Origin of the sequence: Psychrobacter sp. 4Bb (assembly GCF_002836735.1) — a bacterium.
Taxonomy (GTDB): domain Bacteria; phylum Pseudomonadota; class Gammaproteobacteria; order Pseudomonadales; family Moraxellaceae; genus Psychrobacter.
Genome location: NZ_PJAS01000075.1, coordinates 101,910 through 127,688 on the forward strand (window position 1 = coordinate 101,910; position 25,779 = coordinate 127,688).

The window sequence follows — 25,779 nt, forward strand, 5'->3', positions numbered from 1 at the left end:
CGTCGTAAACACACTATGTCGGTCTTAATAAATAGCAAAAAATATTAAAAAAGGTTGTTTAAGTTATGAAGTACATCATCGTAGGACTAGGTAATTTTGGGGCATCATTGGGGTCAGCATTGACCAGTCAAGGGCATGAAGTGATTGCTATTGATAGTAGTATGCAACGGGTTGAAGCTTACAAAGAAGTGATCTCTCATACGCTGTGTATGGATGCCACGGACGAGTATACGGTTAGCGGATTACCAATCGTTGATACTGATATCGTCATCGTGGCGATTGGCGAAGATCAAGGTGCCAATGTCATGGCAACGGCGTTATTTAAGACGTTAAAAGCCAAGCGTTTGATTAGCCGTAGTATCAATCCGCTACACGAAAAAGTCCTACAAGCCATCGGCGTGGATGATTTGATTCACCCTGAAAAAGAAGCGGCCAATCGCTGGGCCAAGCGTCTGTCACTACGCTATTTTGTCGATTCGTTTGAGTTGAGCGATAATTTCAGCATGGTAGAGATTAAGATTCCAAATGTGTTGGTTGGTAAGACTGTTGACGACTTACAGTTAGAGCAAAAATTCAATATCCGATTGCTTAGTACGTTGCGCTATGAGTATTATGAAGACAGTTTTGGACGTACGCAGAGCAAGCCTAGTATCCAAGGTTTGGCAACGTCTGAGCAAGTATTGCAAGAGCGCGATGTATTAGTGATTTATGGTGCCAACAAACACATCAATCAGTTCTTACGTAGTGTGGGTGTGAAAATCAAATAGCAGCTTGTCATCGCAGTGATACCAGAAGGTATAGGGAAATGATTATGAATAAGCGAAGTATGTCTGTCCTACTGATCGCTATAATGGCACTACTGTCAGGTTGTGATCAGTCCGCGCAAGACCCGAACGTTCTTCTGTCCGAGCATCAAAAAGATCCGATTAAAGAGTTGGCGATTACCTCAGACGTGGATCACAGTCAGTTTGGTTACAAGCAAACCTTTTATGTGCCGATTTATTCTGATATCTATACCGATAGAGACGCTCGCAAAGTGCTGCTATCGGCGACGCTGAGTGTACGTAACACTACGCTCAAAAAGTCACTGTATATCAATAAAATTGATTATTACGATACAGATGGAGCATTGGTCAAATCATATCTAGATAAGCCTATCGAGCTACCAGCGATGGCAACGCTCAACTATATCGTCGAAAAAGAAGAGGACAAAGGCGGTTCTGGCGCTAACTTTATCATCGAAGTCGAAGGTGTGGATGAAACCGTCAAACCAGTGATAGAAGCGGTCATGATCGGTAATTTTAGCAATAAAGGATTTGCCTTTAGTACAGAAGGTACGCCTGTGATACATTGAGATATGTATAGTCGGTACGTGGTTTAAAATGTTAAAGGCACGCAGTAGCATAGGCGGAAGTAGTTCGATTTTGCCAACTAGCGATGATCGTATACATGTATTAAACGAATCAACATGGATAGTTCAATTCAAGGAAGCGTTATGTCTGCAACCAAAGAAGAAATCAGCGCCTTTATGGCATTGGAGTTTCCCCAAACCAAATGCGTCGTCGAGGCGGTCAATGAAAATGGCGCGACCTTATCGCACGAGATTGGCATAAACGAGCTGCGTCCCGGTGGCACCGTTTCAGGACCGGTCATGATGGCCGTTGCTGATGTCGCTATCTATGTGGCGATACTCGGAAGAATCGGTATTGTCCCATTAACGGTGACGACGAGTTTGACCATCAACTTCTTGCGTAAGCCATCAGCAAGTGCTCGTATTATCGCCGAATGTACCTTGATGAAAGTGGGACGCACGTTGATAATAGGTGAGGTGTCCCTTTATTCAGAAGGCTCTGATGACATTGTGGCTCACGTAGTTGGCACGTATTCGGTGCCGCCTAAGCGTATTGAGGGCTAGTTAGTTTGTCGTGTATTTTACTTACTCACTAGGGTCTGACCCTGGTGGAAAGTCATGGCGTAGCTGTGCGACATTAGCAGTGGTCACTATATCAGTGAAGTTATTTAGATCGCTATGCACGTATTGTGTGACGGCTGCTATTTGTTCATCACTCATCATGCGGTGGAATGATGGCATACCGCGCAGGCCATTGATAACGACACTAATAATATAGTACTTCGATTGCATCTTGCTGTTGTTGGCCAGTGGTGGATAGTACCCTGCGCCTTGTGCGCCTTCACCTTTTTGCATATGGCAACCTGCACAGGAGTCATCGTAGAGCTTTTTACCGTTGATAGTAAAAAACCCCGTTTTGCCTTGTGTACTGCCTTCAAACTTTGCGAGCCATTTTTGCAGGTTGGCATCTTCGCTCATTTTTGGTATTGAGCGCACATCGACAATATTGCTGGTGGGTTCAGTCAATTCTGCTTTGGACATATATACGCCGCCCCATGCGCCCTGATTGCGACTGGCCTGATTGTCAAATAGCATTGGCGCTGTCTGCGGGTTGGCGATAGTAGCTGCGTTTTCTGCTTTATACTGACTACAGCCAGATAGGGCTATCGATCCGCCGACCATGAGCATCATTATTGCCTTGCTCGAGCTAGATAATTTGATTGATTTTGCTGTCACCACGTTCATAATTATTCCTAATGTGTCTAGTCTCATTGTTATCATCCTTGCTTGAACGGCAGAGTTGTTATTCAAAGCTCATTACTCAAAAGTTAACTATCCAAGTTTTTTAGCCTTTTGATGTAAGCGTTTGGCGGCATCCATACCGGATAGTATGGCTCCTTCTTGCCACGCAGGAATATGCGAGCAATGCTCACCTGCCAGTACGATACGGTGATTAATCTCGCAAAGCGTATCGTAATATTGCTCACGACTGGACTCGCTCCAGATACCGTAGCAACCAAGCGACCAAGGGATACGATGCCATGCGACGGATGTGCCTGAGCGGAACTCTTTGGTATATTGCGGATGAATTCTTTTGCCGTAGGCGAGAGCCGCACTGATACGCTCTTTGGGGGTTAATGAATTAAACTTGTACGAGGCTTCCCCAAATCCATACGCGCCAAGTATCACGCCCGAGCCTGAGCTAAACATATCTTGCGACGGATAAGATATTTGCGAGATAGGCATATCAGTATAAGTGATGCCGCCATAGATCCATTCATCTTCTTCCCAAAACCGCCGTTTGAACTCCAAACCTACTTTATACGAGCTGTCATAAGGGACGGCTGCCATCGCTTGTTTCATTGGCGCGGAGACATTGATATCAATCTGCGTCAATATTGACAAGGGGATAGTACAAATGCACCAATCCGCGCGCACTGTTTTGGTGGCACCATCAGGGCTATTACTATCGACATAGTCAACGGTGACCCCAGTTTCGTCTTGATTGATTTTGGTGACTTTGGCATTGAAGGTAGTCATCTCACGGCATTCTCGTGTGAACGCATCACCAATTTTTCCCATACCGCCAACAGGCTGAAACATCGTTGGTTGATGCACGTGGACAGTATAGTTGCTATAAATGTCCGACCACATGCCTGAGTCTAATAATTTATCCATCGGTATGGGGGTTGATGGCTTGGCATCAGGCATTAGACCACCACCAGGATATATGCTATAGCCGCGATGCTTACCAGTCTCATGGCTTTTGACATAGCGATAGTTTTTATCAAGGACGCCCCAGCCCTTTAGACCTTCGAGGAGTTTTTCTTTGTCCTCTTTATTGACCGTACTATCGAGACTGCCTTTATTGACGGCTTTGGACAATAACTCTGACACGTAACCGCGGACATCGTTTTGCACTTCGCCCAAGCGCTGCGGCGCACCATTGAAGTGATTGATACGATGTAGATAAGCACGATCATTGGTTTGGATAAAAGGCTGTAGTGCCACACCGAACTTTTTGCAGTAATGAAAGACCGCGTAGTGGTGGATGGGCAATCGCCATGGACCACCATTGAAGTAATTGCCTTTTTCAAAGTCACAAGTAACTTCAGCATCACCAAGCTCAGTATATTTATCACCGCTATTAAGTGTCCAGCTACGGCCACCGCCACGATTTTGGTACTCTAGCACGGTGACTTTATAACCCGCCTTACGTAGCTCATAGGCAGCAGTCAGACCACCTAATCCTGCACCCAAAATTACGATACTTGCGCCAGCCGGCGCGCCTTTGAGGTTCACCTCCTCTTTAAAGCTCGACTCGGATGCAAACCCCAACGTGGTCATCGCTTGATACATCGCGGTCGCGCCTGCCGTCTTGCCTATCATTGAGAGCAGTTTCCGCCGTGTAGGGGATTGGAGCAGGTCATTCATAGGACTATCCTTATCGTGCTAAGTCTTTACATTATTATAAAAGACGAAGATTAGAGCGCATTTTTTATAGTTAGTTTTATGGCTAGCTTTTTTCTTTTATCACGCGTATCACATCAGCCGCGATGACGTCGCTGTTTGGTAAACCACCAAATTTAACTCGTACGTAGTTAGTAATATCAGCAATCTGTGCAGGGCTTAAATCTTCTGAGAACCCGGGCATCTTTGGTGCTGTGTTAAATGCACCTTTTGCCCCAAAGGCAATGACGCCAACGAGCGCATCAGGTTTTACGCGGCGAATGCTACTCAAACCCACAATAGAGGCATAGCGGGCATCTGGCTGAGCGTAACCATCGACGCCATGACAACTGGCACAATGGATGAGATATAAGTCTTTTGGCGTGTTGCTGTTCAGACCGCTATTGTTGGCACTGCTGACATTATTGGTTTTGGCACGCGCCAGATAGTCTTTTTGCTCAAGTAAGTCATAAGTAATAGAATCGCTGACTGGTTGCGGTAGACGAGAGACATTGATAGGTATTAGATAGTCATCGGTCTTAATGGCTGGAACGACTTTTAAATAGTCAGCCATCGCGATCAGGTCTTCTTCAGTGAGATAACGCGTACTGTGCGCCACGGCTTATGCCATTGGCCCGCCCGCATAAGCACGTTTATCAAGCGTTCCTGTACGCAGGTAATTTACGATATCCATTTCGCTCCAAAGGCCGATACCCGTATCGTTGTCAGGGGTGATATTTGGTGCAAACCATTTACCAAGTGGTGCGCCGGATAAATAGCGGTCTTTATCGAGGCCTTGAGTTAAGTTGCGCGGCGTATGACAAGTGCCGCAATGCTCTAAGTTATTGACCAAATATTCACCGCGCTGCTGAGTGTTCGTCAGCCCTGAGCGATTTTCGGTAGAGGGTACGTTGATGACATTCCATGCCAGCATCAAGCTACGAATATTTAACGGGAAAGGCAAATGAGTGGTTTTTTCAGGTGGTTTGTCTACGATAGAAACGGTTTGAAAGTACGCGAACAAGGCGCTGATATCCTCATCTGTCATGCCATGATAAGACGGGTAAGGCATCGCAGGATAAAGCTGATGGTTGGGTGCACGACCTTTTTGCAAAGCCTTTTTGAAGTCAGATTCAGTATAGTTGCCGATGCCATAGCGCGTTGACGGTGTAATATTGGTCGAATAGATATTGCCAATGGGTGTCTCAATTGGTACGCCGCCACTATAGTCATCACGGTGGCAAGCCATACAGTCGGCGCTGCGTGCCACGTAAGCCCCGCGATTGGCAAGCGCACTATTGGCTGGGCTGACATTTGGTAGGGTTATTTGACTGGGCAAAGTGTCTATTGGCAGGCTGACCGTGCCTGCCATCACGACGGTAGACACTAAGCTGAATCCCAATGTCAGTGTTATTATCGAAGAAAATGACAATGCTGGCATGACGGCAGAAAGTGTTTTCGCAATACTCTTATAATACCGATGAATCATGTCTAATTCCTTTTTAAGCTTTCTGCAAATCACTACCCGTATCTATTAAGACAGTGGCGAAACATTAAAAATACTACTGTCTGGCGGCTTCGACCTTGATACTTAAGTCAAGGTTTTTGGTCAGTCCGAACCAAGCGAATTTATTGATATTCCATTTTGTGCGATTAATCGTAGCAGTGAACTCGCCACCGCAAACATCTTTTCTGATGCTCGTGTTTAGATAACAATCGAACTTAGTCGCGGTTAGGCTAATTGGGTGTGTCTCGCCATGCAGTGTCAATTGTCCATCTACCCGAGTGACCTGCGGGCTTTTTTTATCTTGATTAAAATGCCATTTTGTCGATTCAAAATGTGCTGAAGGAAATCTCTGCATATCAAAAAATTCAGGCCCCGTTAGACTATTATTGAAAGAAGGATTGCCTGTATTTAAGGAGTTTATCGGTATGATTAATGAGATATCACCTGATCTTAAGTTTGGATCGTATTGCAATTGACCTTTGATATTGTAAAAGCCACCAGTCGTGGCTGAACTCTTAAAGCGTTCGATAGAAAATCGAATATGAGTGCTGGCAGGATTAATAGCGTAACTGGCAGCTTGACTGCTATTTGCAGTGCCTACGAGTAGCAATGGAATGGTCAAAGAAGAATAGATATGTGATGGTTTTGGCCTAATAGACAACAAGCGCATAGCCACATTCCTTTACCGGCTATTGATATAGAGGAGCTTATTCACAAGCGCTATCCGTGCGTTTGCTTAACAATAAGCCAGTGATTGTTTATTATTTATACAGGGTTTTTCAAATACTTAGTAGTGCTATTTTAGTAAAGAGATAACGAACAACTCTGTCATGCCCGAACGTCAATTCCAAGTATTGATGCTAAGTACTGATACCTAATTATTGAAGCTGAGTACTGATGCATAGGTACTGAACCTAAGTGCTGACTTTAAGTATTAGAGTGTTCAATGCTAGACAAGCTAAGACCAGTATGTCCTTTATCATCGCTGATTCTGTGTGCTTTATTTTTAATCGATTGTTTAAAAAATAAGGCCGCGAGCGCACAGGCTATGGTTAATGACAGCAGCATTGAGACCAATGTATGGCTAAAGAAGTGATCACCAAACAGCATCTTATACAGTCCCATTGTCCAGCCCAAAATAGTTACTGATATGACTATTTGATAGCGGTATTTTCTTAGTGTCGGTAAAAAAGCCAATCCATATAAAGAAAACCCTGCGCTGGCGTGAGCTGCTGGGAAGCATCTGGCAGGCGTTGCTGCTACGATGTTTTGCCAAAGATTGAGGTAGGGCAAATCCCCATTAAAAATAACTAAGTCATTTGGGCAGCTGACATGGGTGACACCTTTGAGCGTGGCAATAGTAGCAGGTACAATCGCCAATATAATCAGTAGGTAGCTTATCTCGCGCATAGGTAAAGGAAGCAGAAACTGATCAAGCTTATTATGACTGAGCTTACTGCGATTTAGCTTATTGCGGTTTAGGGAAGTAGCATTAAGCCTTGACTGTCTATACTTGATGATTAAAACCGCTATGAGGTAGATAGCCAATAGAATCAATAATGCTTTGGGCAAATCATAAAAGATAAATGCATAAGGCTGTGCGCCTTTTTCGAGTAGCCAGTGTCCATTGTTATAAAAAAGCTCACTGATACGTACGTCTAATTGGCCATGCTCAAAAATCAAGGAGGCCATGATGGTCACGCACAGTAGTTTTAGCCAGTCCCAAGTCATTGCGTTGTTTTCTGAAGTCATGACTACACCTGATAACATATATGCGATGTTGATGGATTTTAATACGACCTTCGTTTTATTATTTAAGATAGTGCTAGAAACGCGTTTCGCTCTTAGGCGAGTGATCGCCATGCTTTAATAAAATAGAACAGACAATGCCATTACCCATAAGATCAGTAACAAACATAAAGACAAAAACTGTGCCGCAGAGCCGACATCTTTTGCGATTTTTGCGAGCGGGTGTTTGGCGGTTGAAGTATGGTCAACACAGGCTTCAATTCCTGTATTGAGCAGCTCGACAATCAACGACAAAAAAGAAGCGACGACCAGCATCATTTTTATACCAAGCGCAAAAGGCATAACGATGACAGCAGCTAGCAGTACAAGGTTGAGCCACACAACTTGTCTAAAAGCCGCTTCAAATTTATATGCGGCTTTAAAGCCATCTATAGAGTAACCAGTGGCTTTTATAATGCGTTGGATTCCCGTTTTGCCTTTGGCATGACCTGCAAAGCTGTCAGCTGCAAATGCACTATCATGTGCTGTTTGGTTGACAGAACTATGCTCGGCTGATGGGTCTATAAGGTCGGTATGAGTGATTTGCTTCATAGGGCATTCTTAATGGTCTATTAAAATTAAGATAGCCTGAGTATAAGACGGGAGAGGTTAAGAAAACGTTAAGAGGATATAGATGGTTGAGAATAAAGCGTAATGGTTGTTTAAATTTTTATTTCCCAATCAGTAATTATGATTAGGAAATGAATATGTCTTTGGATTATCATAAGGTTATTTATAATAAATACTAAAGGTGCTACCACCTGAGCGATTGGCTTGGTGAGTGAGCTGCCAGCCCATATGCGACATGATACGCTGGACGATACTGAGTCCTAGACCTGAGCCTTCAACCTTATGTTTTGTCTCATGCTCTGACGACAGGATTGTTTGCTCGTCTTTATACTGAGACTCTAGTCGCTCAAACCGTTCATAGAGTAAAGGCATCATTGCCTCAGGAATACCTAAGCCAGTATCAGTCACCGTGATTTTTTCGTCATCGATAGTAATGGCTACTTCGCCATCATCGGTATATTGAAACGCATTTTTTATGAGGTTGCCCAATGCCATTTTTAGGAGTTCGGGGCGTACGTAAGCGCTGTATTCCTGCTTGGCAATTACCTGACAAGTAACAGATTTATACCGCAGCAAGTATTTTAGGCGCTGCATTTCCGCTAAAGCGATACTGTTGATAGAGGTTTGCGGTGCATCTAACTTTTCAGGCGCGCGCGATAGTAGAAGCAGGGCTGTGATAATCTCAGAAGTTTCTTTGGCAGTAGTGCTAATGCGATTGGTAAACTCATTTAAGTGGCTGTCAGGGTCTAGTTGCGAGGCCAACACCTCGGAAGCCCCCATGATAATAGTTAACGGTGTGCGTAACTCGTGACTGACATCACCAGTAAACAGTTGCTCGCGCTTGAGATATTGCTCTAACTTGTGGTTTTTCTCATCGATAGCCCGTGCCAAGACACCAACCTCAGATGGCAAATATGTTAAATCGCTTAAGTTATGATGGTCGGTCTCGACGGCTCGCTTCAAATCCAATAGAGGCTTAATGATCTGTTTGGAAGATAACTGAGAGAAGATAGCGGCGATAAGTAAGCTTAGAATCACGGCTACTTTTAGCGTATCTGCAAATATGTCTTCTAGGTGTTCAAATATCGCCAAGACTGGGTAATTTCCCATCACCATTTCGGTGTTTTCTAGGTAAGTCAAAATATAGGCTTGACCATCTTGGGTATAGGCAAAAAGATGCAAATTGGCATGACCTGTTCCAGAGGCTTTATTAACAGTGACAGAAGTCTCTTGCACCGTGTCATTGGCTATCGCTTGCAAACTGGCAGGTGCTTTATCATAGCGATAAATCTTGATACCTGGGTCAGCGACATAGATAGGCTGGTCACCATACTTTTCTTGGCTAAGCTCTAGCTGCTGCAATAGGCGAGCCTTGACCAAATCTTGCTCTATTCGGCTCTCTGCGTACAAGAAAATACTGACAAAAGCTGCGCACAGTAATAACGCGAATATGAAGTAAGACAGTCTGAACTTATTGGCTATCGAGTCTATATTGAGCATGGCATGAGATGACCTAATAGAAAAAGGCGATATATAACAGGGCGATATATAATAGAGCGATAAATACGATACGGTAAGTCGGTTAGTAAGTCACATGAGGTTTATTCAATTGCATCCTGCAATCATGACTACGCGCTTGCTGATGTATTAGGGTCAACAATTTGATAACCTACGCCAGGTACTGTGACTATCATAGGTGTGTCAAATGGCTTATCAACCTGCGCCCGTACGCTATGCATATGGGTGCGCAGTGCATCACTACTCGGTATATCTAGTCCCCATACTTTTTCTTCAATCTCAGTTTTACTGACGACTCTAGGCGCTGCGCTCATTAGGATATGTAATATCTTAAATCCAGTTGGGGTGAGCTTAATCGATTTGCCCTCGCGCATAATAGTATGTTCGCTGTTGTTCAACGATAGCGCGCCCACAGCGATACTGTGTACAAAATGATCGTCCTCATGGCGACGTATGAGCGCTTTGATACGGCACTCCAACTCAACCAACGAAAACGGCTTGACCAAATAATCATCAGCGCCGCTATCAAACCCAGCGACTTTATCCAAGATTGTATCGCGAGCCGTGAGCATTAGCACGGGCGTTTTATCATGCAGCTCTTCTCTGAGTTTTTTGCACAGCTGCGTGCCATCCATACCGGGCAGCATCACATCTAGCAATATCACATCATAACGATTGTTTGAGGCGAGTGTTAGCCCGCTATAGCCGTTGTGCGCGTTGTCCAACTCAAACCCTTTTGGCTCAAAAAAAGCATAAATATTGGCCACGATATCGGGGTTGTCTTCAATGACGAGTATCTTGTACATGATGCTGACCTAAAAAATAGTGGTTACCTAAAAGGACTGAGTAATATAAGAACGTATGTAGTGAGCTGTTTTAATAAATTATTTGGAATAACTCACTTTTAGCCAATCAATTAGAATGACCCAGTTTAAAAAAGGTTGCTTCACCTTTGACTTCATCGGTCGTAATACCAAAAAAGCTAAGCAATGTTGGTGTAATAACGTCGTGCGACACAGGTTGGCTGACCATACTAGAGAGACTATCCGCATCGATGTTATTACTGTCTGGTGACCAAATGACCGCGGGCACGTGTTTTTGGGTATCTGGTGCGAACTTGTAGGGCAAGCCGTGCAAGTAGATATTATTTTCACCCAAACTCTCCCCATGATCACTAATATATACCATTACCACATCATAATCTTGCTCATAAGGTTTTAACGTATCAATCACATTGTTCAAAAAATAATCGGTATAACGAATCGCATTATCGTAGCCATTTATCACAGACTGAGCATCACATTTAGACAGCTCATTGGTCATGCAGACAGGATTATATTTTTCAAATTCTTTCGGATAGCGCTGATAATAGGCGGGGCCATGATTGCCCATTTGATGCAGTAGAATAAGCGTGTCTTTCGGCACTTCTTTCTGTGAGCTGCCTGACTTTACAAGTGCATCAAACCCATCAAGCATACCGATATCTCGGCATTCAACATCGCAGTTGGGGTTTGTGTCAGCTGTTTTATAGTCTTCAAAAGTAACGCGATCAGCCACGCCTTTTGAGCTAGAGTTATTGTCGCGCCAAACGACATTGACCCCTTGCTTGCTGAGCGTATCTAATACGTTTTCATTATACTTAGCGGTATCGATATCGTAGTCTGTTCGATTTGCATAGCTGAACATGCAAGGTACGGAGTAGGCCGTAGAGGTTCCACAAGAGACAGCATTCTGAAAGCTATAAAGGTCTGACTGCTTTGAGAGCAAAGGTGTGGTATTGCGTGTATAGCCGTTCAAGCCGAAGTGATCGGCGCGAGCCGTTTCGCCAACCACAAATACCATTAGTTTTGGTTTGCCGCCGCCATTCACATTATTAGCAGGTGCCACGCGCTTTGCATCTGTCGCATGTAGCGTGAAAGTATCAGGACGGCGTAGCTCATCGACATAGTTTTCGCCAAGTTTGATCGTAGAGTAAATAGGCGTGATCGGATTGGCATAAGAGCGAACTTGTTTATGTTGACGAAAGAAGCTGGCGTACTGATCACCAAACGGCAAAATGCAAACGGCGATTAGCGCAACAGATAGGAGCAAGGTTGCCGTTTTTTGTAGAATACTGCGTTGCCAAGTAGAGCGTTTTAGACGAATTTTGCTAATGATAAATGCCGGCAACACGCCTAATATCAGTAGTCGAATGACCATGCTGGGGGCAAACAATCCCATGGCCTCTGCTTGATCGGTCTCCAGACTGTTAATCAACATGTTGGTATCAAATATCGTCCCATAAGCATCGGTAAAATAACCGCATATGGCGGCAGTAATCAGTAGCGCAATCAACACTGGTTTGGCAATAGGGCGATAGCACAGCAGCTGTAATACCAGCCACATCAGTCCAAATAACAAACCTGTAATAGACAGGATAAATCCGACGTTTTTACTAAATGGATAGACATTTAGCACCTGCTCAAAGAACCCAATATTTGCAGTCGCTACCAAATATAAAGCCACGATAATAATAAGATAACTGAGATTTATCTCACGATTATAGAGCTTGCTAAGGTAGCTGGTCTTTGTATTGGCGTTGGGTGCTTTGATTTTTAGCACATTGGTCTTGATGACTTGAGGTATAGACATACAGATACTTCTCAACAGATGGTAGGAAACGTCATTCCTTACCATAGCAAGTGGTCTGTTAAGAAGATGTTAAGGCAGTTGATGCTACTTATAATAAGTTAGATGCTGAGGTGTTTTCTGAGATGATTTTATACATTCAAGTCAGGCAGGATTCATCATTTCCATTAACTGAGGTTTGTCCTTTATAGTGATGAAACCATAGTGCATATCGATAAGGTTCTGCTTTTGCCACGATTGGATGATTTTATTGATGGTTTGTCTGGTAGTGCCAAGCATAAAGCCAAGCTCTTCTTGCGATAAGCGCAGATCTATTTTGATATTACCATTCACTTGCTTACCATAAGTGTCAATCAGCCCAATCAGCATATTAGCCAATCGCGCTGAGGTATTGAGTGAGGTAGCATCGTCAATCCAATCAAATGCTCGTCGGATTCGCTCGCAGGTTATAAGCGCGAGGTGCTTGTATAAAATCGGATGCAACTGCGCTGTCTGAATGACTAGATTTCTTGGGATTGAGATTAGCGTTACTTTATTAATCGTCCACGCATCATGGGTGCGAGGATTGTCATCTATGATAGATATCTCACCAAACCACTCACCACTAGATAGATGCGCCAACGTCATGGCATGGCCACTAGCGCTCACGTTACAGACTCTAATCGTACCCGACACGACAAAGTGTAGCGCCGCATCATCGTTGTCACCGATGGCATGAATCATTTGGCCTTTTTGGTATACCTTTAGCACCGCATCGCCTGCCAGTAGCGGCTGCACAATGACTGGCAATTGACTAAACCATGGGTCGTTATTCAAATAATGATTGATATTCATAAGTGTAATGTTTTTGACAGATTTGGTTTTATGAAATGGTGTAAAGTAATCATTCAGGATATCTAACACGGTAAAGGAATACACCATGCAAACAACTATGCAAACCGCGACATCAACCGATTCAACCTCGAGTGTACACCATAATATGAGCGAACAAGAGTGGCAGATGCGCGTAAATCTTGCCGCCTGTTATCGAATGATTGCTTCTTATGGTTGGGATGATTTGGTATTCACTCATATCTCTGCGCGCGTACCAGGTACTGAGGATGAATTTTTAATCAATCCGTATGGCATGTTATTCGAAGAGATTACCGCCTCTAGTCTGGTTAAGGTTAACAAAGCAGGCGAAAAAGTAGCACCATCAGAGTTTGACGTAAATCCAGCTGGATTTATCATTCACAGTGCTGTGCATGAAGCTCGTGATGATGCGCATTGCGTCATTCATCTGCACACAAATGATGGCGTTGCCGTCTCAGCACAAGAAAAAGGCCTGCTACCTATCTCTCAACAATCATTATTTCCACTATCTAACTTGGCATACCACGACTACGAAGGTGTCGCCTTAAACCCTGAAGAAAAGGTTCGTTTGGTTGCCGATTTGGGTGATGCTCACTTTATGATTTTGCGTAACCATGGTCTGCTCACCTGTGCCGATACGGTTGCCAATGCGTTCTTATACATGTATATCATGCAAAGAGCGTGTGAGATTCAGATCAAAGCACAGAGCGGGGGCGGTGCATTGACGCCAATACCAGCACAAATATTGGCCGGTATCCAAGCGGCATCTGAGCAAGTGACCCGAGGCGCAAATGGTGATATCGCATGGCCTGCGTTACTAAGAAAACTGCGCCGTACTGACCCATCATTTGAGGAGTAAGTCTCTAATGATAACTCTTGATGAGTGGCAACGGCAGGGGCAATATGAATCCATTCATGGGCATCAAATATTCACTCGGTATGCAGGGGATAAGAGTGCGCCTGCATTGCTATTGATTCACGGTTATCCTAGTGCCAGTTGGGAATGGGAGGGCATGTGGGATGCGCTAACCGAGCACTATTATGTCATCACACTCGATATGCTAGGGTTTGGGTTGTCAGATAAACCCAAAAACACGCGCTATCTAATCAGTGAACAGGCTGATATTTATCAAGTTGTTTTGCAAAAACTGGGCGTTAGTGATTATCATATATTAGCGCATGACTATGGTGATACGGTGGCTCAGGAATTGCTAGCCAGACAAGTCGAAGGGAGCGCTGAGCGACACATTGCTAGCGTATGCTTTTTAAACGGTGGTCTGTTTCCTGAGACGCACAAACCTATCTTGGTACAGAAACTACTGCTATCGCCATTAGGCCCTCTAGTATCAAAGCTGATTAATAAGCAGAAATTTGCGGGCAGTCTACAACGGATATTTGGCCCTGACACGCAGCCCACAGTAAAGGTGATAGATACGCTATGGCAGCTGTTAAATCACAATGATGGATTGGGTGTGATACATAAGCTGATTAATTATATGCCCCAACGTCAGCAGTACCGCGAGCGATGGGTAGGCGCGATTATCAACAGTACCGTACCTGTGAAATTGATTGCAGGTGCTAAAGATCCCATCTCAGGTCAGCATATGATTGATCGTTATCGCCAGCTGATACCCAACGCTGATATAACCAATATGCCTATGTTAGGCCATTATCCGCAGGTAGAAGATGCGGCAGCGATCACAGCGGCCTATCTGCAATTTAGATACAGTATCCTGTAAATACAGTTCAATCTAACAAACGCAGGGCTTCAAATGGTGCTCTGCGTTTTTTATTCTCTTGTTATCTTTTAGCTTTCAAGAAAAATGTGTAAGTTTAAATGAGACTAACATCCGTGAGCGTAGTCACATAGCTGTGGAAAAGGTTTTTGATAAGATGATCACTAATAAATGGCTAATTATGATTGAGTGGTCTATATGCGTGGTGCTACAAGATACTGATGATTTGATAAAAAAGATATTTTGAAAAACTTGAGGTTTTGGAGCGTAGTCTAAGAGACTATCTTTTAAGTGTATTATGAGAATATAAAGTACTCGAGTAAAGCCTAACAGATATAACTATCCTTAAAAGCTGTTATAAGTGGTTCCATTATACCAGTCTGTTTTAAGTAGTCTGTTAATAGGCTTAAAGGGTGAAATAGCTGGTTCCGCTGGGGTATACCGTTAATACTTTAAGAGTATATTTTCTGATTTTCTAGTTGATACCTGCAAATCTCCTTGATCTAATTTTTTTAAATGCGCGTAATTGTTTCCAAAAGAGATAATGTGTGCCTTAAACTCTTTAGGCAAATCTATGCGATATTTTTGAACTAGATAAATGTGCATGTCATACCAGAAAAAAACTCCATCCGAGTACTCACCTGTACAAACATTATACTTACTATCAATTGGATCCTTTACAAGTCCCATCCATGCATAAACTAATTCTCCACTTCTCATATAATTTGAAAATAAGCTAGCCTCTGCTGAGGTTAGCTTATTTATATGATTTAATACACTTGGAAACTCTTTAAGCTTATCTTTACCTAAGAAGTATTTAGAATCTTGACTTGTATATTCAGTACCTAATTCTTCGATAAATCGTGGCAACACTTTAAATGACATACTCATGACCTCTAATGCGCTAAATAGTCAGCGATAAATTGCCTCTATGATAACTTACTTGAAGAGCCATCAAGCCTAGGTTGTCAAATACACTCGGATGTACACTAATGCGACACAGGAGGTTACGTTAATTGAAATCACTTGAGCTACAGCCTAATATTCAAGTCCTCACTCGGGAACCGAACCTTTAGCAGCCGTATTTTGGCTTTTTTCACTGACTATTTTAGATAAGTTTAGGCTTTAGCGCTGTCTACCCAAGAGAATTCTTCTAAAATACGCATACATTGATCGTCTAATCCCGCTGTTATTACTAGTGGCTCACCAGTGACGGGGTGGCTGAGTGCCAAAGTCTGTGCATGCAGCAACATACGCGTGCAATCATAGTGAGTACGAAAGAATCGTGTATGACGTATATCGCCGTGACTGGTATCACCCACGATGTGATGGAATACATGTCTCATATGCCGACGCAGCTGATGTTTGCGTCCAGTTTCAGGCGTTAAGCGCACCAGACTATAGCGGCTAGTGGCATGCTTTTTTGATACTGCAAATGGCAGCTCAATTTGTGCCAAACTTTGCCAGTGGGTGACCGCTTCTTGAGCAGGTTTATCTAAGTTCGCAAACTTATCGGCAATGGCATCAGGTTTAAAGCTAAGCGCATAATCAACAGTACCTTGTTCAGACATAAAGCCACGCACCACGGCCAAATATTGCTTGGTCACTTTGCGTTCAGTAAACGCTTCGGTAAGGCTACGTGCAACGGCTGAGCTCTTAGCAAACAACAATACACCTGATGTGGGTTTGTCTAACCTATGTACTGGAAACACATGGCAGCCTACCGCATCACGGGTGAGCTGCATGGCAAAGCGTGTCTCACCTTTGTCCAGCCAACTGCGATGCACCAACAGACCAGCTTCTTTATTAATCGCTACTATATACTCATCTTCATAGATAATTTCTATTTGATCAGCAGTATTGCCTTCGATATCCATGTTTTTAGTGCTCATATTTTAGATGCGTCAATTATATATTCTTTTTATTGTACCTGTAGTGGCATAATAAATTTAGAGCCAAACTTTGAGTACGGTATCTTGGTTTCAGAAGGGGAGGTAGAGTCCGAAGGCAAGGTTTGTCGACAAGACCAGTTATTCCGTTTTCATGATAGCGATGTCGCCAATAACAAAAGTATTAAGTTGGCCGCCAAAAGGGCACACGTATCATGTTCATCGGCGGCGAACCGCTTAATAACCAAGTACTAACGTGGTGGAACTTCGTTGCTGATAACAAAGCTGAGGTTGAGCAATCTATTATAGATTGGAATAATGGTCATGAGCGTTTCGTCAATGTTGACTCTGATATGAAGCGCTTGCCTGCACCTGAATTACCTAGGGGCTTTAAAGGCTGATTAAAGTTTGTCTCGCCCCTCACTATTTGACCTTAACTCGTAGAAAACTGCTTAAGTAAAATAAGGGTAGTTTGATGTAAGGATTAGAAGGGGTAGGTCGACCAAAAACCAAATCCTGATTCGCACATAATTACCACGATTTTAAAGCATACGCGAATCAGGACAATATTTGAGATATAGCGCAGTTGGCTTACAATCAGAGCGTCAACGCTTAAGTTCTATGCTTAAGTTCTATAAAGGACTTTTACGACATGCCAGCCAAATTTGGTCTTTACTAAATGCGGGGTAAATAGTTCGCCAGTAAAGCAAACCTTATCGAATGGCCCTACCATATCACCTTTGCCAAACTCACCTAAGCTGCCACCTTTTTTGCCTGATGGGCAAGTTGAGTATCGTTTGGCCAGTACATCAAACTTAGCGCCTTTTTTAAGCTTGGCAATAATGTCCTCAGCTTGTTCTTTATGTTTTACTAAAATGTGCAATGCGCTAGCGGTACGAGCCATAATGTAACCCTTCTATAAAATATTAATTATCAGGACATTATATCACTACTTACTTTAGTTGCTAACATCACTTGCAGGTGCTGATTTCTCCCAAGTCACTATCTATACAGACACGACTATTTGGGTTTCGGTACATAGCTGTACCTTCATAATGTCAAATCACGGAATCAAACTATCTACCAGAAGTTGAATGCTAGTATTTAATGCCTCATTAGCGAACTTCTTATTTCTCAAACTATGATTACACACCGCTTCAGTTTGAATAGAAAAATCAGAATAGTGCTGAGTCACCGCCCAAATATGAAAAATCAAATGGATGGCAGACACGGACTTAATCTTATTATCTGCAATCCACCCGTCGATCACTGCTACCTTTTCTCGCACCAAATATCTTAAAGGCCCCTTCAGCACCCCCATTAAGTGAGGCGCTCCTTGCATAATCTCTAGTGCATATAGTCTCGATGCTGCAGGTGATTTCTTTGAAATCTTATATTTTTCTTCAATATAAGTTTTGAGCGCATTTCTTGGATCTTGGTTGGCGTTAATCTCACTCAAAGGCGATAACCACTTACTCAGCACCTTTTCTAAAACAGCAACATACAGAACTTCTTTACTTTGGAACAACCTCTACTATTTTAAAGTAGGTCAACTGAATGTTATGGAGTGACAATATCTTATATGTACTGATTCTATCGAATTATAGGTATTATATGGTTGAACAATAACATTGTAAGTTGTAATGCAATTAATAAAAATACTGTACGCAGATTTTTAATCGGCAAATATATATGAAGTTAAAAAATTATGCTTATTTATAAGAATAGACTATGAGTGGTCATGGCATAGAGTGGAAGAGTCTCTAGAACAGCACATCAATATTTCTTATTATCATTATTAGGCCACTGATGACCATTAGTATCAGCAGCATAATTCTAAACTGGCTAATACTAATACCTGCCAAAAAGCGTTTGCCAATAATATTACCAATCACGGCGCCCAGTCCTAATACAAGACCATACGCGCATATCTTGACGGTGAGTATCCCAAAAAAGGTGTAGCTGATGATTTGTACAATACCTACAAAGAAAGAATTAGCTGTTTTGGTCGCAATAAGGCTTTCTTTTTCTAGTCCAGCATTCATATAAAAAGGGTTAAGAATAGGGCCGAGGCCACCCACCAAAGTGCTCATAAAGGCAATGACAAAGCCCACAGGCACAAAACCTACTTTTGGCATATCAAATGTTGGTGGTGTGTCAAAAAGTATGCTGATCAAAATTTGAACAATTTTTGAAGCTTTAAAAGCCATATATAATCAGAGAACTTAGCATAGACTTCTTATTGACTTTTATCGCCAGCATACTTTTTAGAACACCACCCAAATGTTTTACTTACTTTACCAAACTTGTATTGGAAAATAGTCGAGACTAAAAATGCGCCAACCAATAACTGAATCCAGCCTGCGTCCAAACGACTAAACACCAATGCGGCTAGCCATGCACCTACGATAGCGCTTGGGACATAATATTTGGTCAATGACCAATCAATATCATGCCAAAATAGATAAAGTCGTGAGGCATTACTCAGAAAGGTAGCCACGTTGATCACAGGTGGTGCAATCGCTGTCCCTACCATCGAAGAGGTAACTGGTATCAGCAACATAGCGCCGCCACCGCCGGATATAGTGGAGATAATAAAAGCAACCATGCCAGCGACAAACAAACCTACTAAGTGCCAAGTTGGAATGGTTTGCAATAAATCTAAAACAAAGAGCACTATAAAATCCTATTTCATAAGTGACATCAAGTAGTGATGTTTTGCTAATTTTGGACAGCTGACAAAAAGAGCTAGGAGTATTAAACAACTATTGCAAGTAGGGTGAAATTATCTCTAAAAAAACGGTGGCCATACATAGAGTATAACCACCGCCGGAGAGAGATTTAGAGACGAACTAGCAAGAACTTATGCAGCAGTCTTTTTAAAGCGCTTACGATACATTTTACGAATGATTGGCATGAATATCATGACAACTACCAGACCCCATAGTGATACGGTGATTGGGCTACTCCATAGAATAGACATCTCACCTTGAGAAATAGACAAGGCACGTCTGAGGTTAGACTCCATTAGCTCTCCTAGTACATAACCTAGAATAAGGGCTGATAGAGGGAAATGTAGCTTGCGTAAGAAGTAACCAAATATCCCAAGTCCTACCATGAATACCATATCAAAGGTCGTGCTGTTGATAGAGTAAACACCAACGAAACTGATAGCAGCAATAGATGGTATCAAGATATAGTTTGGTACATTAAGTAGCTTAGAAAATACGCCAACCAAAGGAATATTCATTACTAACAAGATAACGTTACAGATGAATAATGAGGCAATCAGACCCCAAACGATGTCTGGCTGTTCGGTAAATAGCTGCGGACCTGGCGTGATATTATATAAAGTCAACGCACCCATCATGACCGCTGTTGTACCAGAACCTGGCACACCCAAGGTCAACATCGGTACAAATGAACCACATGCTGATGCGTTGTTAGCCGCCTCTGGAGATGCTAAGCCACGAAGATCGCCTTCACCAAATTTGCCATTGTCTCCAGCAATTTTGCGTTCACTAGCATAGGTCATCGCACTCGCGATAGTCGCACCTGCGCCAGGCAAAATACCAACGAAAAAGCCCATTATGCCACTACGCACCATGGCGCCAATGGTGAAGAGAAATTCTTTTATGTTGAATAAGCTACGCTTACCTTGTGCGATAATTTTCCCACCAGTACTGGTTCTTTCGAGCAAAATCAAGATTTCACTAACACTGAAAAAGCCAATAACGATCGTTGTGAACTGAATACCATCAGATAAGTTGACTGAATCAAAGGTATAGCGATAGATACCTGTGACCGCATCGACGCCGACAGTGGCCAGACCCAAGCCGATTAACGCTGACACTGCTGTCTTGATAGGTTGATCACCAACCAAACCACTCAAACAGCAAATCGCGAATACCATTAATACGAAATATTCAGCAGGTCCAAACGACACAGCCCATTTGGCCAATAGAGGGGCAAACAACACCACACCAATGGTCGCAATCGTAGAACCAATAAACGAGGCAACCGCAGAGATGGATAAGGCGATGCCGGCCTTGCCTTGAACCGCTAGCGGGTTACCATCCAATGAGGTCATAACCGCCGCGGCAGATCCAGGCACGTTAAGTAGAATGGCAGAAATACGACCGCCATATTCACAACCAAGATAAACAGCCGCCAGTAAGATAAGTGCACTCTCGGGTGGTAGACCAAGGGCAAAGGCAAAAGGCAATAGAATTGCCACACCATTAATAGGGCCAAGGCCAGGCAACATGCCTACAACTGTACCAATAAAAGCGCCAATGAGTGCAATCAGTAAGTTTTTGGGCAACATCGCTACGCCAAAACCTTGCATTAAAAAGTCAAAAGTTTCCATAATAGCTATCCCATTATTCCTGATAATATTCCAAGTGGCAGAATCACATCCAAAGCCATGTCAAATAAGACATACAGGGCGATACTGATCACAACTGAAAAGATAAGGCTTTTAATAGGATTTCCGGCAAATAATAAACCAACCGCAAAACACATCAGTGTGGTAGCAATCACAAAACCTAAAGGCTCAAAAATTAAGCTATAAATCAATAATGCGCTGACACACAGCACAAGATTTCTAAGCACGACGTTGTTATAGCCCAAATCGATGACTTTCGTAAACCGTGCTGGACGAAAGGCAATAACCAAGGTCAAAAGCGCCGTAAGTGAGAAAATCAAAATAGGATAGGGTCTAGGGCCGATAGGATCATAGGCAATAGGAGCAACGTAACCAATAGCTAAATAGACCAAAAATAAGCTAAACAGCCCCATTAATCCAGAAAACGCACGTTCCATTGTCATAGAAGTATTCCTTAAATTCCAAAATAAGAAGGTTGATAGATGTCTCATCTGTCAACCTTCGATAAATACTATAAAAATCAGTATTCAATCATTAAGGGGATATGATCTGAGTAATGCTACTTAGCTGCAGCATCAACAAGACCGTACTCAGCAGACAATTCACGTAGCTCACCTGTACGTTTATAAACGTATGCTTCTAGCTCATCACCAGTCATAGAGAATGGTAGTAGCTCTTGTTGCTCGCGTAATTCAGCGAATTTTGGATCCGCAAGCATGTTATCAAAGCTTGCTTTCCACCAGTCATAAGCGGTAGGGCTGACATCTGGACCCATGTAATAACCACGCATGACAGGCCAAGTAACGTCATAGCCTTGCTCTACAGCAGTAGGAATATCGGCCATAGTGCCGCCCAGTCTTTCATCTGCAAATACTGCCAGTACACGTAATTTGCCAGCAGTGGCTTGTGGCATGATTTCAGCAATACCAGCACTTACGACAGTCACATGGTTACCCATGACCGCTGTAATAGCCTCGCCGCCACCTTCCATCGCAACATAAGTCATGTCACTAGGATTAACGCCAACCGCTTTGGCTAAAATAGCTGTTTGCATCCAGTCCTGACCGCCAACACTACCACCAGCGGCGAAACTGATTGCTTTTGGATTTGACTTAAGCTCAGCGACCAATCCTGCCAAATCTTTGATAGGTGAGTCTGCATTGACAGCGATAGCACCATAATCAGTACCAACGGCTGCTAGCCATTTCACGTCTTTTTCGGTGAATTTACCAAATTTACCTTGCGATAGATTTAGGATAGAGCCAGTAGAAAAAGCAATGATTGCATCGTTATTAGCACGATCATTGGCAACGATTTTGTTATAAGCAACAGCACCGACGCCGCCTGGCATATAAGTGACTCGCATTGGATCTTCTAATAGGCCAGTATCTCTGAGGCCAGCTTGAGCAAGTTTACAAGTCAAGTCAAAGCCACCGCCTGGTTTTGCTGGGGCGATACATTCTGGACGTGAAGGGGCGTCATAACTGGCATCAGATGCTGCCGTATCAGATTTATTACATGCGGTAAGGGTAAGTACAGAAAGGCCAAGAGCCAAATAGGATAGTTTGTTCACACGACACTCCTTGTGTGTATTTTTAATGAATAGCTCAATAGAATTCTGAGCAAAATAATTAAGTGATTACAGATGAAGTTCAGATCATCCTGACAATAACTACTAAACTTCATAAAAGTAGAGTTTTTAGCGTTTTGCAAAAGTAACAGAATATTATAGAAATAACAAGAAACATATGTATGTATACATGAATTTTATTTTAAGGTACTATCACAATGACTGATACAAAATTACTTATCGCCTTAGTATCAAGGGAAAGAAAAGACAGAAAAACCTTCCGAATACAAGATGATGATGTCGATAAAAACTAATGAATACAATGATTTATAGGTATTTATAACCATGAGAGAGATGTTAAAAATGTGCTAGGGCATGTTTTTTTGGATAAGGAAAAGAGCTAACTCGGTAGATGAATTCAGTGAGATGAGACTAAGCGCCATGACGGGCACTTTATTAGGTATTTAAGAAATTTGGTCGTATATGTTAGTCAAAAGACAGCTGTTTCAAAACTGTCTTTTGGAATGGATTTGTTTAAGGGCAGGGCATGTTCTCATTCTAAACATAAGAACACATGCTAGTTAAAACAGCAGCTGGATAATGAAAATAGCTAATATACCAATACCAATATCTAAGGGTACCGCTTTGAATAATAGCGCATTAAACAGCTTGTTTTTTTCTATAACTACTTGAGAAGCGCCCAACATTAGACTACCTCCTGATGAGAAAGGAGAGAGTGATGAGCTTTGTGCTCCCACTACAATACAGGTAAATAACAATAGAGGGCTAAGTCCAGAGGCGACGGCTAAAGGCAGCACCATAGGAAATAGAGTAGGAGCGACCACGCCAAGTGTACTAGCAAAGATTGACATGATTGCGCTAATAACAAATACCAAAATTGGTATCATCCAGATAGGAACGTTGGTACTTAGCCATTCTGTTAGCTCGTAAATAACACCGATCTCGACGCCAAGGCCGATCAGCATGCCGACCCCACAAATCATAATAAGTGTATTCCAAGGAATTAAGGCAATTACTGTTTTTTCGTCCCCTAATTTTAATAATAAACTGATTAAGGCAAAAATAATGGCGATAAAACCAATGTCAATCCGAGCGTTCAAAAACTGAATCGCTTCTATGTTAGGCGTTAGTAGATTTAAGATGGGTACAATAAGCACGATAGCCATCATGATAAAAATCAGCATAATAGATTGTTTTTGCTTATTATCGAAAGGCTCTGGTACTATCGTTTGAATCGCTATTTTGCTATTTTTGGCATTAAAAAAGCAATAGATACCTAAGACGATCACTGGCATGAAAAAGGTAACCGCGAAGACACCTAAAACATAAGTAAAGGTATTATCATTTGCGACGCCGGCCCCGCGCATCAGCTCTCGAAAGATAACCCCGCTTTGTGAGGTGATAAAGTTAGCACCAGCCAATGCACCATAGTTAACAGATAAAGTAGCAATGACAAGATTCAAATTAGTACGTTTAGACAATAACAGAATCATAGGTGCCATCGTGGCTAAGACGGTGTAATAGCCAGCCCCTAAGCCAGCAACGACCGTAGCAGCAAAGAAAATAACCAAGGGTAAAAACTCGGGAAAATGACGGCATCTATAGATCAAATGATTCGATAGTTTTTCTAAAGCGCCATTCGCTAAAGGAAAATTATAGAAGAGAGTAACCGCAAAAATAACAAAGAAAATTTTGAGAGGCCACAGCTCAACAATTTCATAAGCGCTCATTCCCATACCGAAACAGCCAATGAGGTATGAGAATGCAATAGCAAATAGACCAATATTGATCTTGGTGGTATAGCCCAAAATAATACATATTACTATTGCGGCTAGAATATAAAGAGTCATTACTGTCCCTTGAGCTTAACTACATGAATTCTATAGAGAACTGTATTGACTTCTATAGGTAAAGAGCATTACGAGAATATTGACAAACAACTTTCTAGATTACAGAATCGTATAAGCCTGAAATGCACGTATAAATAAGTGGAATAATAGCAAAAAAAGTAATATGAATTAGATAAGATTGCCCACAAAGTGCCAGACAGTCGTTAGTATTGCAATGATATATAAGGTTTTCTTAGCGCTTAAGATAGAGTACTCCGTTGTATCCCAATCTCTAGAATGATAACAATGCTTAAAAACAGTCAAACAATTCATAAACCCCTTAAATTGTGGTGAAATAATGCTAAAAAATTTAGAAAAATTTAAAATACCACGGTATGAGCAAGTGCGATGGCACATTTTGACTTTACTGACAGAAAGTAAATGGGACGAAAACACACCTTTACCGACTGAGCAGGAGTTTGCAGATAAGTATCAAGTATCAGTCGGAACCGTTCGAAAAGCGGTTGAGAAGCTGGTCGACGATGGCGTATTAACCAAGTATCAAGGCAGAGGTACCTTTCTAAAGCGTCCCGATTTTGAAAGCTCATTATTACGGTTTTTTAAATTTCGTGATAAAGATGCTTGCTATGCGACACCGACAGGCGTGGTCAAAAAGGTCATGGTAATAGAGGGTATTGAAGAGATTAACAAAAAGCTAGATATTGGTAAGAATAAAGCGCTTATTTATATAGAGCGTGTGCGTATTATTGAAGGCAAAGTTTCGCTCAGTGAAAAAATCTGGCTACCTAAGAGTCGTTATCAAGCCTTTGTAAATCTAGAGCCTGAAGATTTTGAGAATTTGCTATATCCGTTTTATTATACAAAGTGTGGCCAGTTTGTCTCATCCGCCGTAGAGACTTTATTTTTTGTAGCCAATCATGTAGACCCTTATTTAGATAATAATGAGCAAGAAAACCTAGTGAAGGTATGCCGTATTGCTAAGAGTTTAGAAGGTGATCCTATCGAATATAGAGAGTCATATGGAATGGCGGAGAAGTTCAGCTATGAAGTTAATATTATTTAATAAATAGTAAGCCATTAATAGATTTCTTGTCTTAAGATAAGATAAGCTATCGTCTGAGTTAAAGATACCATCGTGTTCTCATACTAAAGAACGTAGGAGA

The 25,779-nt window shown here is 42.3% G+C and carries 27 protein-coding genes and 1 pseudogene; 7 read left to right on the forward strand and 21 right to left on the reverse strand.

Annotated elements, in window-relative coordinates; all coding sequences use genetic code 11:
- The first annotated feature begins 65 nt into the window (after positions 1-65).
- The 3 genes from CXF60_RS13155 to CXF60_RS13165 all read left to right on the forward strand — a co-directional run bounded on the left by CXF60_RS13155 (position 66) and on the right by CXF60_RS13165 (position 1,915).
- Complete coding sequence (locus tag CXF60_RS13155; protein ID WP_102092288.1) at positions 66-767, forward strand: potassium channel family protein; 702 nt, start codon at positions 66-68, stop codon at positions 765-767.
- Between the two features lie 44 nt (positions 768-811).
- On the forward strand, positions 812-1,354 hold the full coding sequence (locus tag CXF60_RS13160; RefSeq protein WP_102092311.1) for a DUF3124 domain-containing protein: 543 nt from the start codon (positions 812-814) through the stop codon (positions 1,352-1,354).
- Between the two features lie 141 nt (positions 1,355-1,495).
- Positions 1,496-1,915 carry a PaaI family thioesterase gene (locus tag CXF60_RS13165; protein ID WP_102092289.1) on the forward strand — a complete coding sequence of 140 codons (420 nt, stop codon included), beginning with the start codon at positions 1,496-1,498 and terminating at the stop codon, positions 1,913-1,915.
- A 21-nt stretch (positions 1,916-1,936) separates the two neighbouring features.
- Here CXF60_RS13165 and CXF60_RS13170 read toward each other — a convergent pair whose 3' ends face one another.
- From CXF60_RS13170 to CXF60_RS13215, 11 genes are all read right to left on the reverse strand, one after another.
- Positions 1,937-2,596 carry a c-type cytochrome gene (locus CXF60_RS13170; protein WP_102092290.1) on the reverse strand — a complete coding sequence of 220 codons (660 nt, stop codon included), beginning with the start codon at positions 2,594-2,596 and terminating at the stop codon, positions 1,937-1,939.
- Positions 2,597-2,683: 87 nt separating this feature from the next.
- Positions 2,684-4,285 carry a flavin monoamine oxidase family protein gene (locus CXF60_RS13175; protein WP_102092291.1) on the reverse strand — a complete coding sequence of 534 codons (1,602 nt, stop codon included), beginning with the start codon at positions 4,283-4,285 and terminating at the stop codon, positions 2,684-2,686.
- Between the two features lie 82 nt (positions 4,286-4,367).
- Positions 4,368-4,919 carry a c-type cytochrome gene (locus CXF60_RS14615; protein WP_228707136.1) on the reverse strand — a complete coding sequence of 184 codons (552 nt, stop codon included), beginning with the start codon at positions 4,917-4,919 and terminating at the stop codon, positions 4,368-4,370.
- A 3-nt stretch (positions 4,920-4,922) separates the two neighbouring features.
- Entirely contained in the window at positions 4,923-5,789 is an 867-nt protein-coding gene (locus tag CXF60_RS14620; protein ID WP_228707137.1) for a c-type cytochrome, read from the reverse strand.
- A gap of 73 nt (positions 5,790-5,862) precedes the next feature.
- Positions 5,863-6,477 (reverse strand): YceI family protein, encoded by a 615-nt coding sequence (locus CXF60_RS13185; RefSeq protein ID WP_102092292.1) that lies wholly within the window; start codon positions 6,475-6,477, stop codon positions 5,863-5,865.
- A 257-nt stretch (positions 6,478-6,734) separates the two neighbouring features.
- Entirely contained in the window at positions 6,735-7,559 is an 825-nt protein-coding gene (locus CXF60_RS13190) for a PAP2 family lipid A phosphatase (protein WP_102092312.1), read from the reverse strand.
- 114 nt (positions 7,560-7,673) lie between these two features.
- Positions 7,674-8,147 (reverse strand): diacylglycerol kinase, encoded by a 474-nt coding sequence (locus tag CXF60_RS13195; protein WP_102092293.1) that lies wholly within the window; start codon positions 8,145-8,147, stop codon positions 7,674-7,676.
- 177 nt (positions 8,148-8,324) lie between these two features.
- Complete coding sequence (locus tag CXF60_RS13200; RefSeq protein ID WP_102092294.1) at positions 8,325-9,665, reverse strand: sensor histidine kinase; 1,341 nt, start codon at positions 9,663-9,665, stop codon at positions 8,325-8,327.
- Positions 9,666-9,793: 128 nt separating this feature from the next.
- On the reverse strand, positions 9,794-10,489 hold the full coding sequence (locus CXF60_RS13205) for a response regulator transcription factor (protein WP_102092295.1): 696 nt from the start codon (positions 10,487-10,489) through the stop codon (positions 9,794-9,796).
- 106 nt (positions 10,490-10,595) lie between these two features.
- Positions 10,596-12,314 carry a phosphoethanolamine transferase gene (locus tag CXF60_RS13210; protein WP_102092296.1) on the reverse strand — a complete coding sequence of 573 codons (1,719 nt, stop codon included), beginning with the start codon at positions 12,312-12,314 and terminating at the stop codon, positions 10,596-10,598.
- Positions 12,315-12,455: 141 nt separating this feature from the next.
- Positions 12,456-13,145, reverse strand: a complete 690-nt coding sequence (locus CXF60_RS13215; RefSeq protein WP_180958154.1) for a Crp/Fnr family transcriptional regulator — start codon at positions 13,143-13,145, stop codon at positions 12,456-12,458.
- A gap of 85 nt (positions 13,146-13,230) precedes the next feature.
- Here CXF60_RS13215 and CXF60_RS13220 point away from each other — a divergent pair, with 85 nt between their 5' ends.
- Together CXF60_RS13220 and CXF60_RS13225 are read left to right on the forward strand one after the other, a co-directional pair.
- Complete coding sequence (locus CXF60_RS13220; protein ID WP_227673240.1) at positions 13,231-14,022, forward strand: class II aldolase/adducin family protein; 792 nt, start codon at positions 13,231-13,233, stop codon at positions 14,020-14,022.
- Positions 14,023-14,029: 7 nt separating this feature from the next.
- Positions 14,030-14,902: an alpha/beta fold hydrolase gene (locus CXF60_RS13225; protein WP_102092298.1), complete on the forward strand. Its 873-nt coding sequence runs from the start codon at positions 14,030-14,032 to the stop codon at positions 14,900-14,902.
- A gap of 441 nt (positions 14,903-15,343) precedes the next feature.
- Here CXF60_RS13225 and CXF60_RS13230 read toward each other — a convergent pair whose 3' ends face one another.
- Positions 15,344-15,784 carry a hypothetical protein gene (locus tag CXF60_RS13230; protein WP_102078679.1) on the reverse strand — a complete coding sequence of 147 codons (441 nt, stop codon included), beginning with the start codon at positions 15,782-15,784 and terminating at the stop codon, positions 15,344-15,346.
- A gap of 233 nt (positions 15,785-16,017) precedes the next feature.
- A complete protein-coding gene (gene truC / locus CXF60_RS13235) occupies positions 16,018-16,791 on the reverse strand; it encodes a tRNA pseudouridine(65) synthase TruC (RefSeq protein WP_416376890.1) in 774 nt (257 codons plus the stop codon).
- Between the two features lie 206 nt (positions 16,792-16,997).
- Here truC and CXF60_RS13240 point away from each other — a divergent pair.
- Positions 16,998-17,189 (forward strand): annotated as a pseudogene (locus tag CXF60_RS13240) (pirin-like C-terminal cupin domain-containing protein); the annotation flags it as partial.
- A gap of 224 nt (positions 17,190-17,413) precedes the next feature.
- On the opposite strand, the gene CXF60_RS13245 reads toward CXF60_RS13240, so the two are convergent.
- The 8 genes from CXF60_RS13245 to CXF60_RS13280 form a co-directional block, all read right to left on the reverse strand.
- Entirely contained in the window at positions 17,414-17,692 is a 279-nt protein-coding gene (locus CXF60_RS13245) for a peptidylprolyl isomerase (protein WP_102078430.1), read from the reverse strand.
- A 159-nt stretch (positions 17,693-17,851) separates the two neighbouring features.
- Positions 17,852-18,271 carry a TetR family transcriptional regulator C-terminal domain-containing protein gene (locus tag CXF60_RS13250; protein ID WP_228707142.1) on the reverse strand — a complete coding sequence of 140 codons (420 nt, stop codon included), beginning with the start codon at positions 18,269-18,271 and terminating at the stop codon, positions 17,852-17,854.
- Between the two features lie 280 nt (positions 18,272-18,551).
- Positions 18,552-18,998, reverse strand: a complete 447-nt coding sequence (locus tag CXF60_RS13255; RefSeq protein ID WP_228707138.1) for a sulfite exporter TauE/SafE family protein — start codon at positions 18,996-18,998, stop codon at positions 18,552-18,554.
- Positions 18,999-19,027: 29 nt separating this feature from the next.
- Positions 19,028-19,465 carry a sulfite exporter TauE/SafE family protein gene (locus CXF60_RS13260; RefSeq protein WP_228707139.1) on the reverse strand — a complete coding sequence of 146 codons (438 nt, stop codon included), beginning with the start codon at positions 19,463-19,465 and terminating at the stop codon, positions 19,028-19,030.
- A gap of 186 nt (positions 19,466-19,651) precedes the next feature.
- A complete protein-coding gene (locus CXF60_RS13265; RefSeq protein WP_102092302.1) occupies positions 19,652-21,157 on the reverse strand; it encodes a tripartite tricarboxylate transporter permease in 1,506 nt (501 codons plus the stop codon).
- A 5-nt stretch (positions 21,158-21,162) separates the two neighbouring features.
- Entirely contained in the window at positions 21,163-21,618 is a 456-nt protein-coding gene (locus CXF60_RS13270) for a tripartite tricarboxylate transporter TctB family protein (protein WP_102092303.1), read from the reverse strand.
- A gap of 116 nt (positions 21,619-21,734) precedes the next feature.
- Positions 21,735-22,748: a Bug family tripartite tricarboxylate transporter substrate binding protein gene (locus CXF60_RS13275; RefSeq protein WP_102092304.1), complete on the reverse strand. Its 1,014-nt coding sequence runs from the start codon at positions 22,746-22,748 to the stop codon at positions 21,735-21,737.
- A 578-nt stretch (positions 22,749-23,326) separates the two neighbouring features.
- On the reverse strand, positions 23,327-24,616 hold the full coding sequence (locus tag CXF60_RS13280; protein WP_102092305.1) for an SLC13 family permease: 1,290 nt from the start codon (positions 24,614-24,616) through the stop codon (positions 23,327-23,329).
- Between the two features lie 337 nt (positions 24,617-24,953).
- Between CXF60_RS13280 and CXF60_RS13285 the strand changes: the two genes are divergently transcribed.
- Complete coding sequence (locus CXF60_RS13285; protein ID WP_102092306.1) at positions 24,954-25,679, forward strand: GntR family transcriptional regulator; 726 nt, start codon at positions 24,954-24,956, stop codon at positions 25,677-25,679.
- Positions 25,680-25,779 lie beyond the last annotated feature (100 nt).

Excerpts from the sequence above, each read along its gene's own strand:
- CXF60_RS13155 (WP_102092288.1), top strand. The coding sequence starts at position 66 with ATGAAGTACATCATCGTAGGACTAGGTAATTTTGGGGCATCATTGGGG.
- CXF60_RS13160 (WP_102092311.1), top strand. The coding sequence starts at position 812 with ATGAATAAGCGAAGTATGTCTGTCCTACTGATCGCTATAATGGCACTA.
- CXF60_RS13165 (WP_102092289.1), top strand. The coding sequence starts at position 1,496 with ATGTCTGCAACCAAAGAAGAAATCAGCGCCTTTATGGCATTGGAGTTT.
- CXF60_RS13170 (WP_102092290.1), bottom strand. The coding sequence starts at position 2,596 with ATGAACGTGGTGACAGCAAAATCAATCAAATTATCTAGCTCGAGCAAG.
- CXF60_RS13175 (WP_102092291.1), bottom strand. The coding sequence starts at position 4,285 with ATGAATGACCTGCTCCAATCCCCTACACGGCGGAAACTGCTCTCAATG.
- CXF60_RS14620 (WP_228707137.1), bottom strand. The coding sequence starts at position 5,789 with ATGATTCATCGGTATTATAAGAGTATTGCGAAAACACTTTCTGCCGTC.
- CXF60_RS13185 (WP_102092292.1), bottom strand. The coding sequence starts at position 6,477 with ATGCGCTTGTTGTCTATTAGGCCAAAACCATCACATATCTATTCTTCT.
- CXF60_RS13190 (WP_102092312.1), bottom strand. The coding sequence starts at position 7,559 with ATGACTTCAGAAAACAACGCAATGACTTGGGACTGGCTAAAACTACTG.
- CXF60_RS13195 (WP_102092293.1), bottom strand. The coding sequence starts at position 8,147 with ATGAAGCAAATCACTCATACCGACCTTATAGACCCATCAGCCGAGCAT.
- CXF60_RS13200 (WP_102092294.1), bottom strand. The coding sequence starts at position 9,665 with ATGCTCAATATAGACTCGATAGCCAATAAGTTCAGACTGTCTTACTTC.
- CXF60_RS13205 (WP_102092295.1), bottom strand. The coding sequence starts at position 10,489 with ATGTACAAGATACTCGTCATTGAAGACAACCCCGATATCGTGGCCAAT.
- CXF60_RS13210 (WP_102092296.1), bottom strand. The coding sequence starts at position 12,314 with ATGTCTATACCTCAAGTCATCAAGACCAATGTGCTAAAAATCAAAGCA.
- CXF60_RS13215 (WP_180958154.1), bottom strand. The coding sequence starts at position 13,145 with ATGAATATCAATCATTATTTGAATAACGACCCATGGTTTAGTCAATTG.
- CXF60_RS13220 (WP_227673240.1), top strand. The coding sequence starts at position 13,231 with ATGCAAACAACTATGCAAACCGCGACATCAACCGATTCAACCTCGAGT.
- CXF60_RS13225 (WP_102092298.1), top strand. The coding sequence starts at position 14,030 with ATGATAACTCTTGATGAGTGGCAACGGCAGGGGCAATATGAATCCATT.
- CXF60_RS13230 (WP_102078679.1), bottom strand. The coding sequence starts at position 15,784 with ATGTCATTTAAAGTGTTGCCACGATTTATCGAAGAATTAGGTACTGAA.
- truC (WP_416376890.1), bottom strand. The coding sequence starts at position 16,791 with ATGAGCACTAAAAACATGGATATCGAAGGCAATACTGCTGATCAAATA.
- CXF60_RS13245 (WP_102078430.1), bottom strand. The coding sequence starts at position 17,692 with ATGGCTCGTACCGCTAGCGCATTGCACATTTTAGTAAAACATAAAGAA.
- CXF60_RS13255 (WP_228707138.1), bottom strand. The coding sequence starts at position 18,998 with ATGGCTTTTAAAGCTTCAAAAATTGTTCAAATTTTGATCAGCATACTT.
- CXF60_RS13265 (WP_102092302.1), bottom strand. The coding sequence starts at position 21,157 with ATGGAAACTTTTGACTTTTTAATGCAAGGTTTTGGCGTAGCGATGTTG.
- CXF60_RS13270 (WP_102092303.1), bottom strand. The coding sequence starts at position 21,618 with ATGACAATGGAACGTGCGTTTTCTGGATTAATGGGGCTGTTTAGCTTA.
- CXF60_RS13280 (WP_102092305.1), bottom strand. The coding sequence starts at position 24,616 with ATGACTCTTTATATTCTAGCCGCAATAGTAATATGTATTATTTTGGGC.
- CXF60_RS13285 (WP_102092306.1), top strand. The coding sequence starts at position 24,954 with ATGCTAAAAAATTTAGAAAAATTTAAAATACCACGGTATGAGCAAGTG.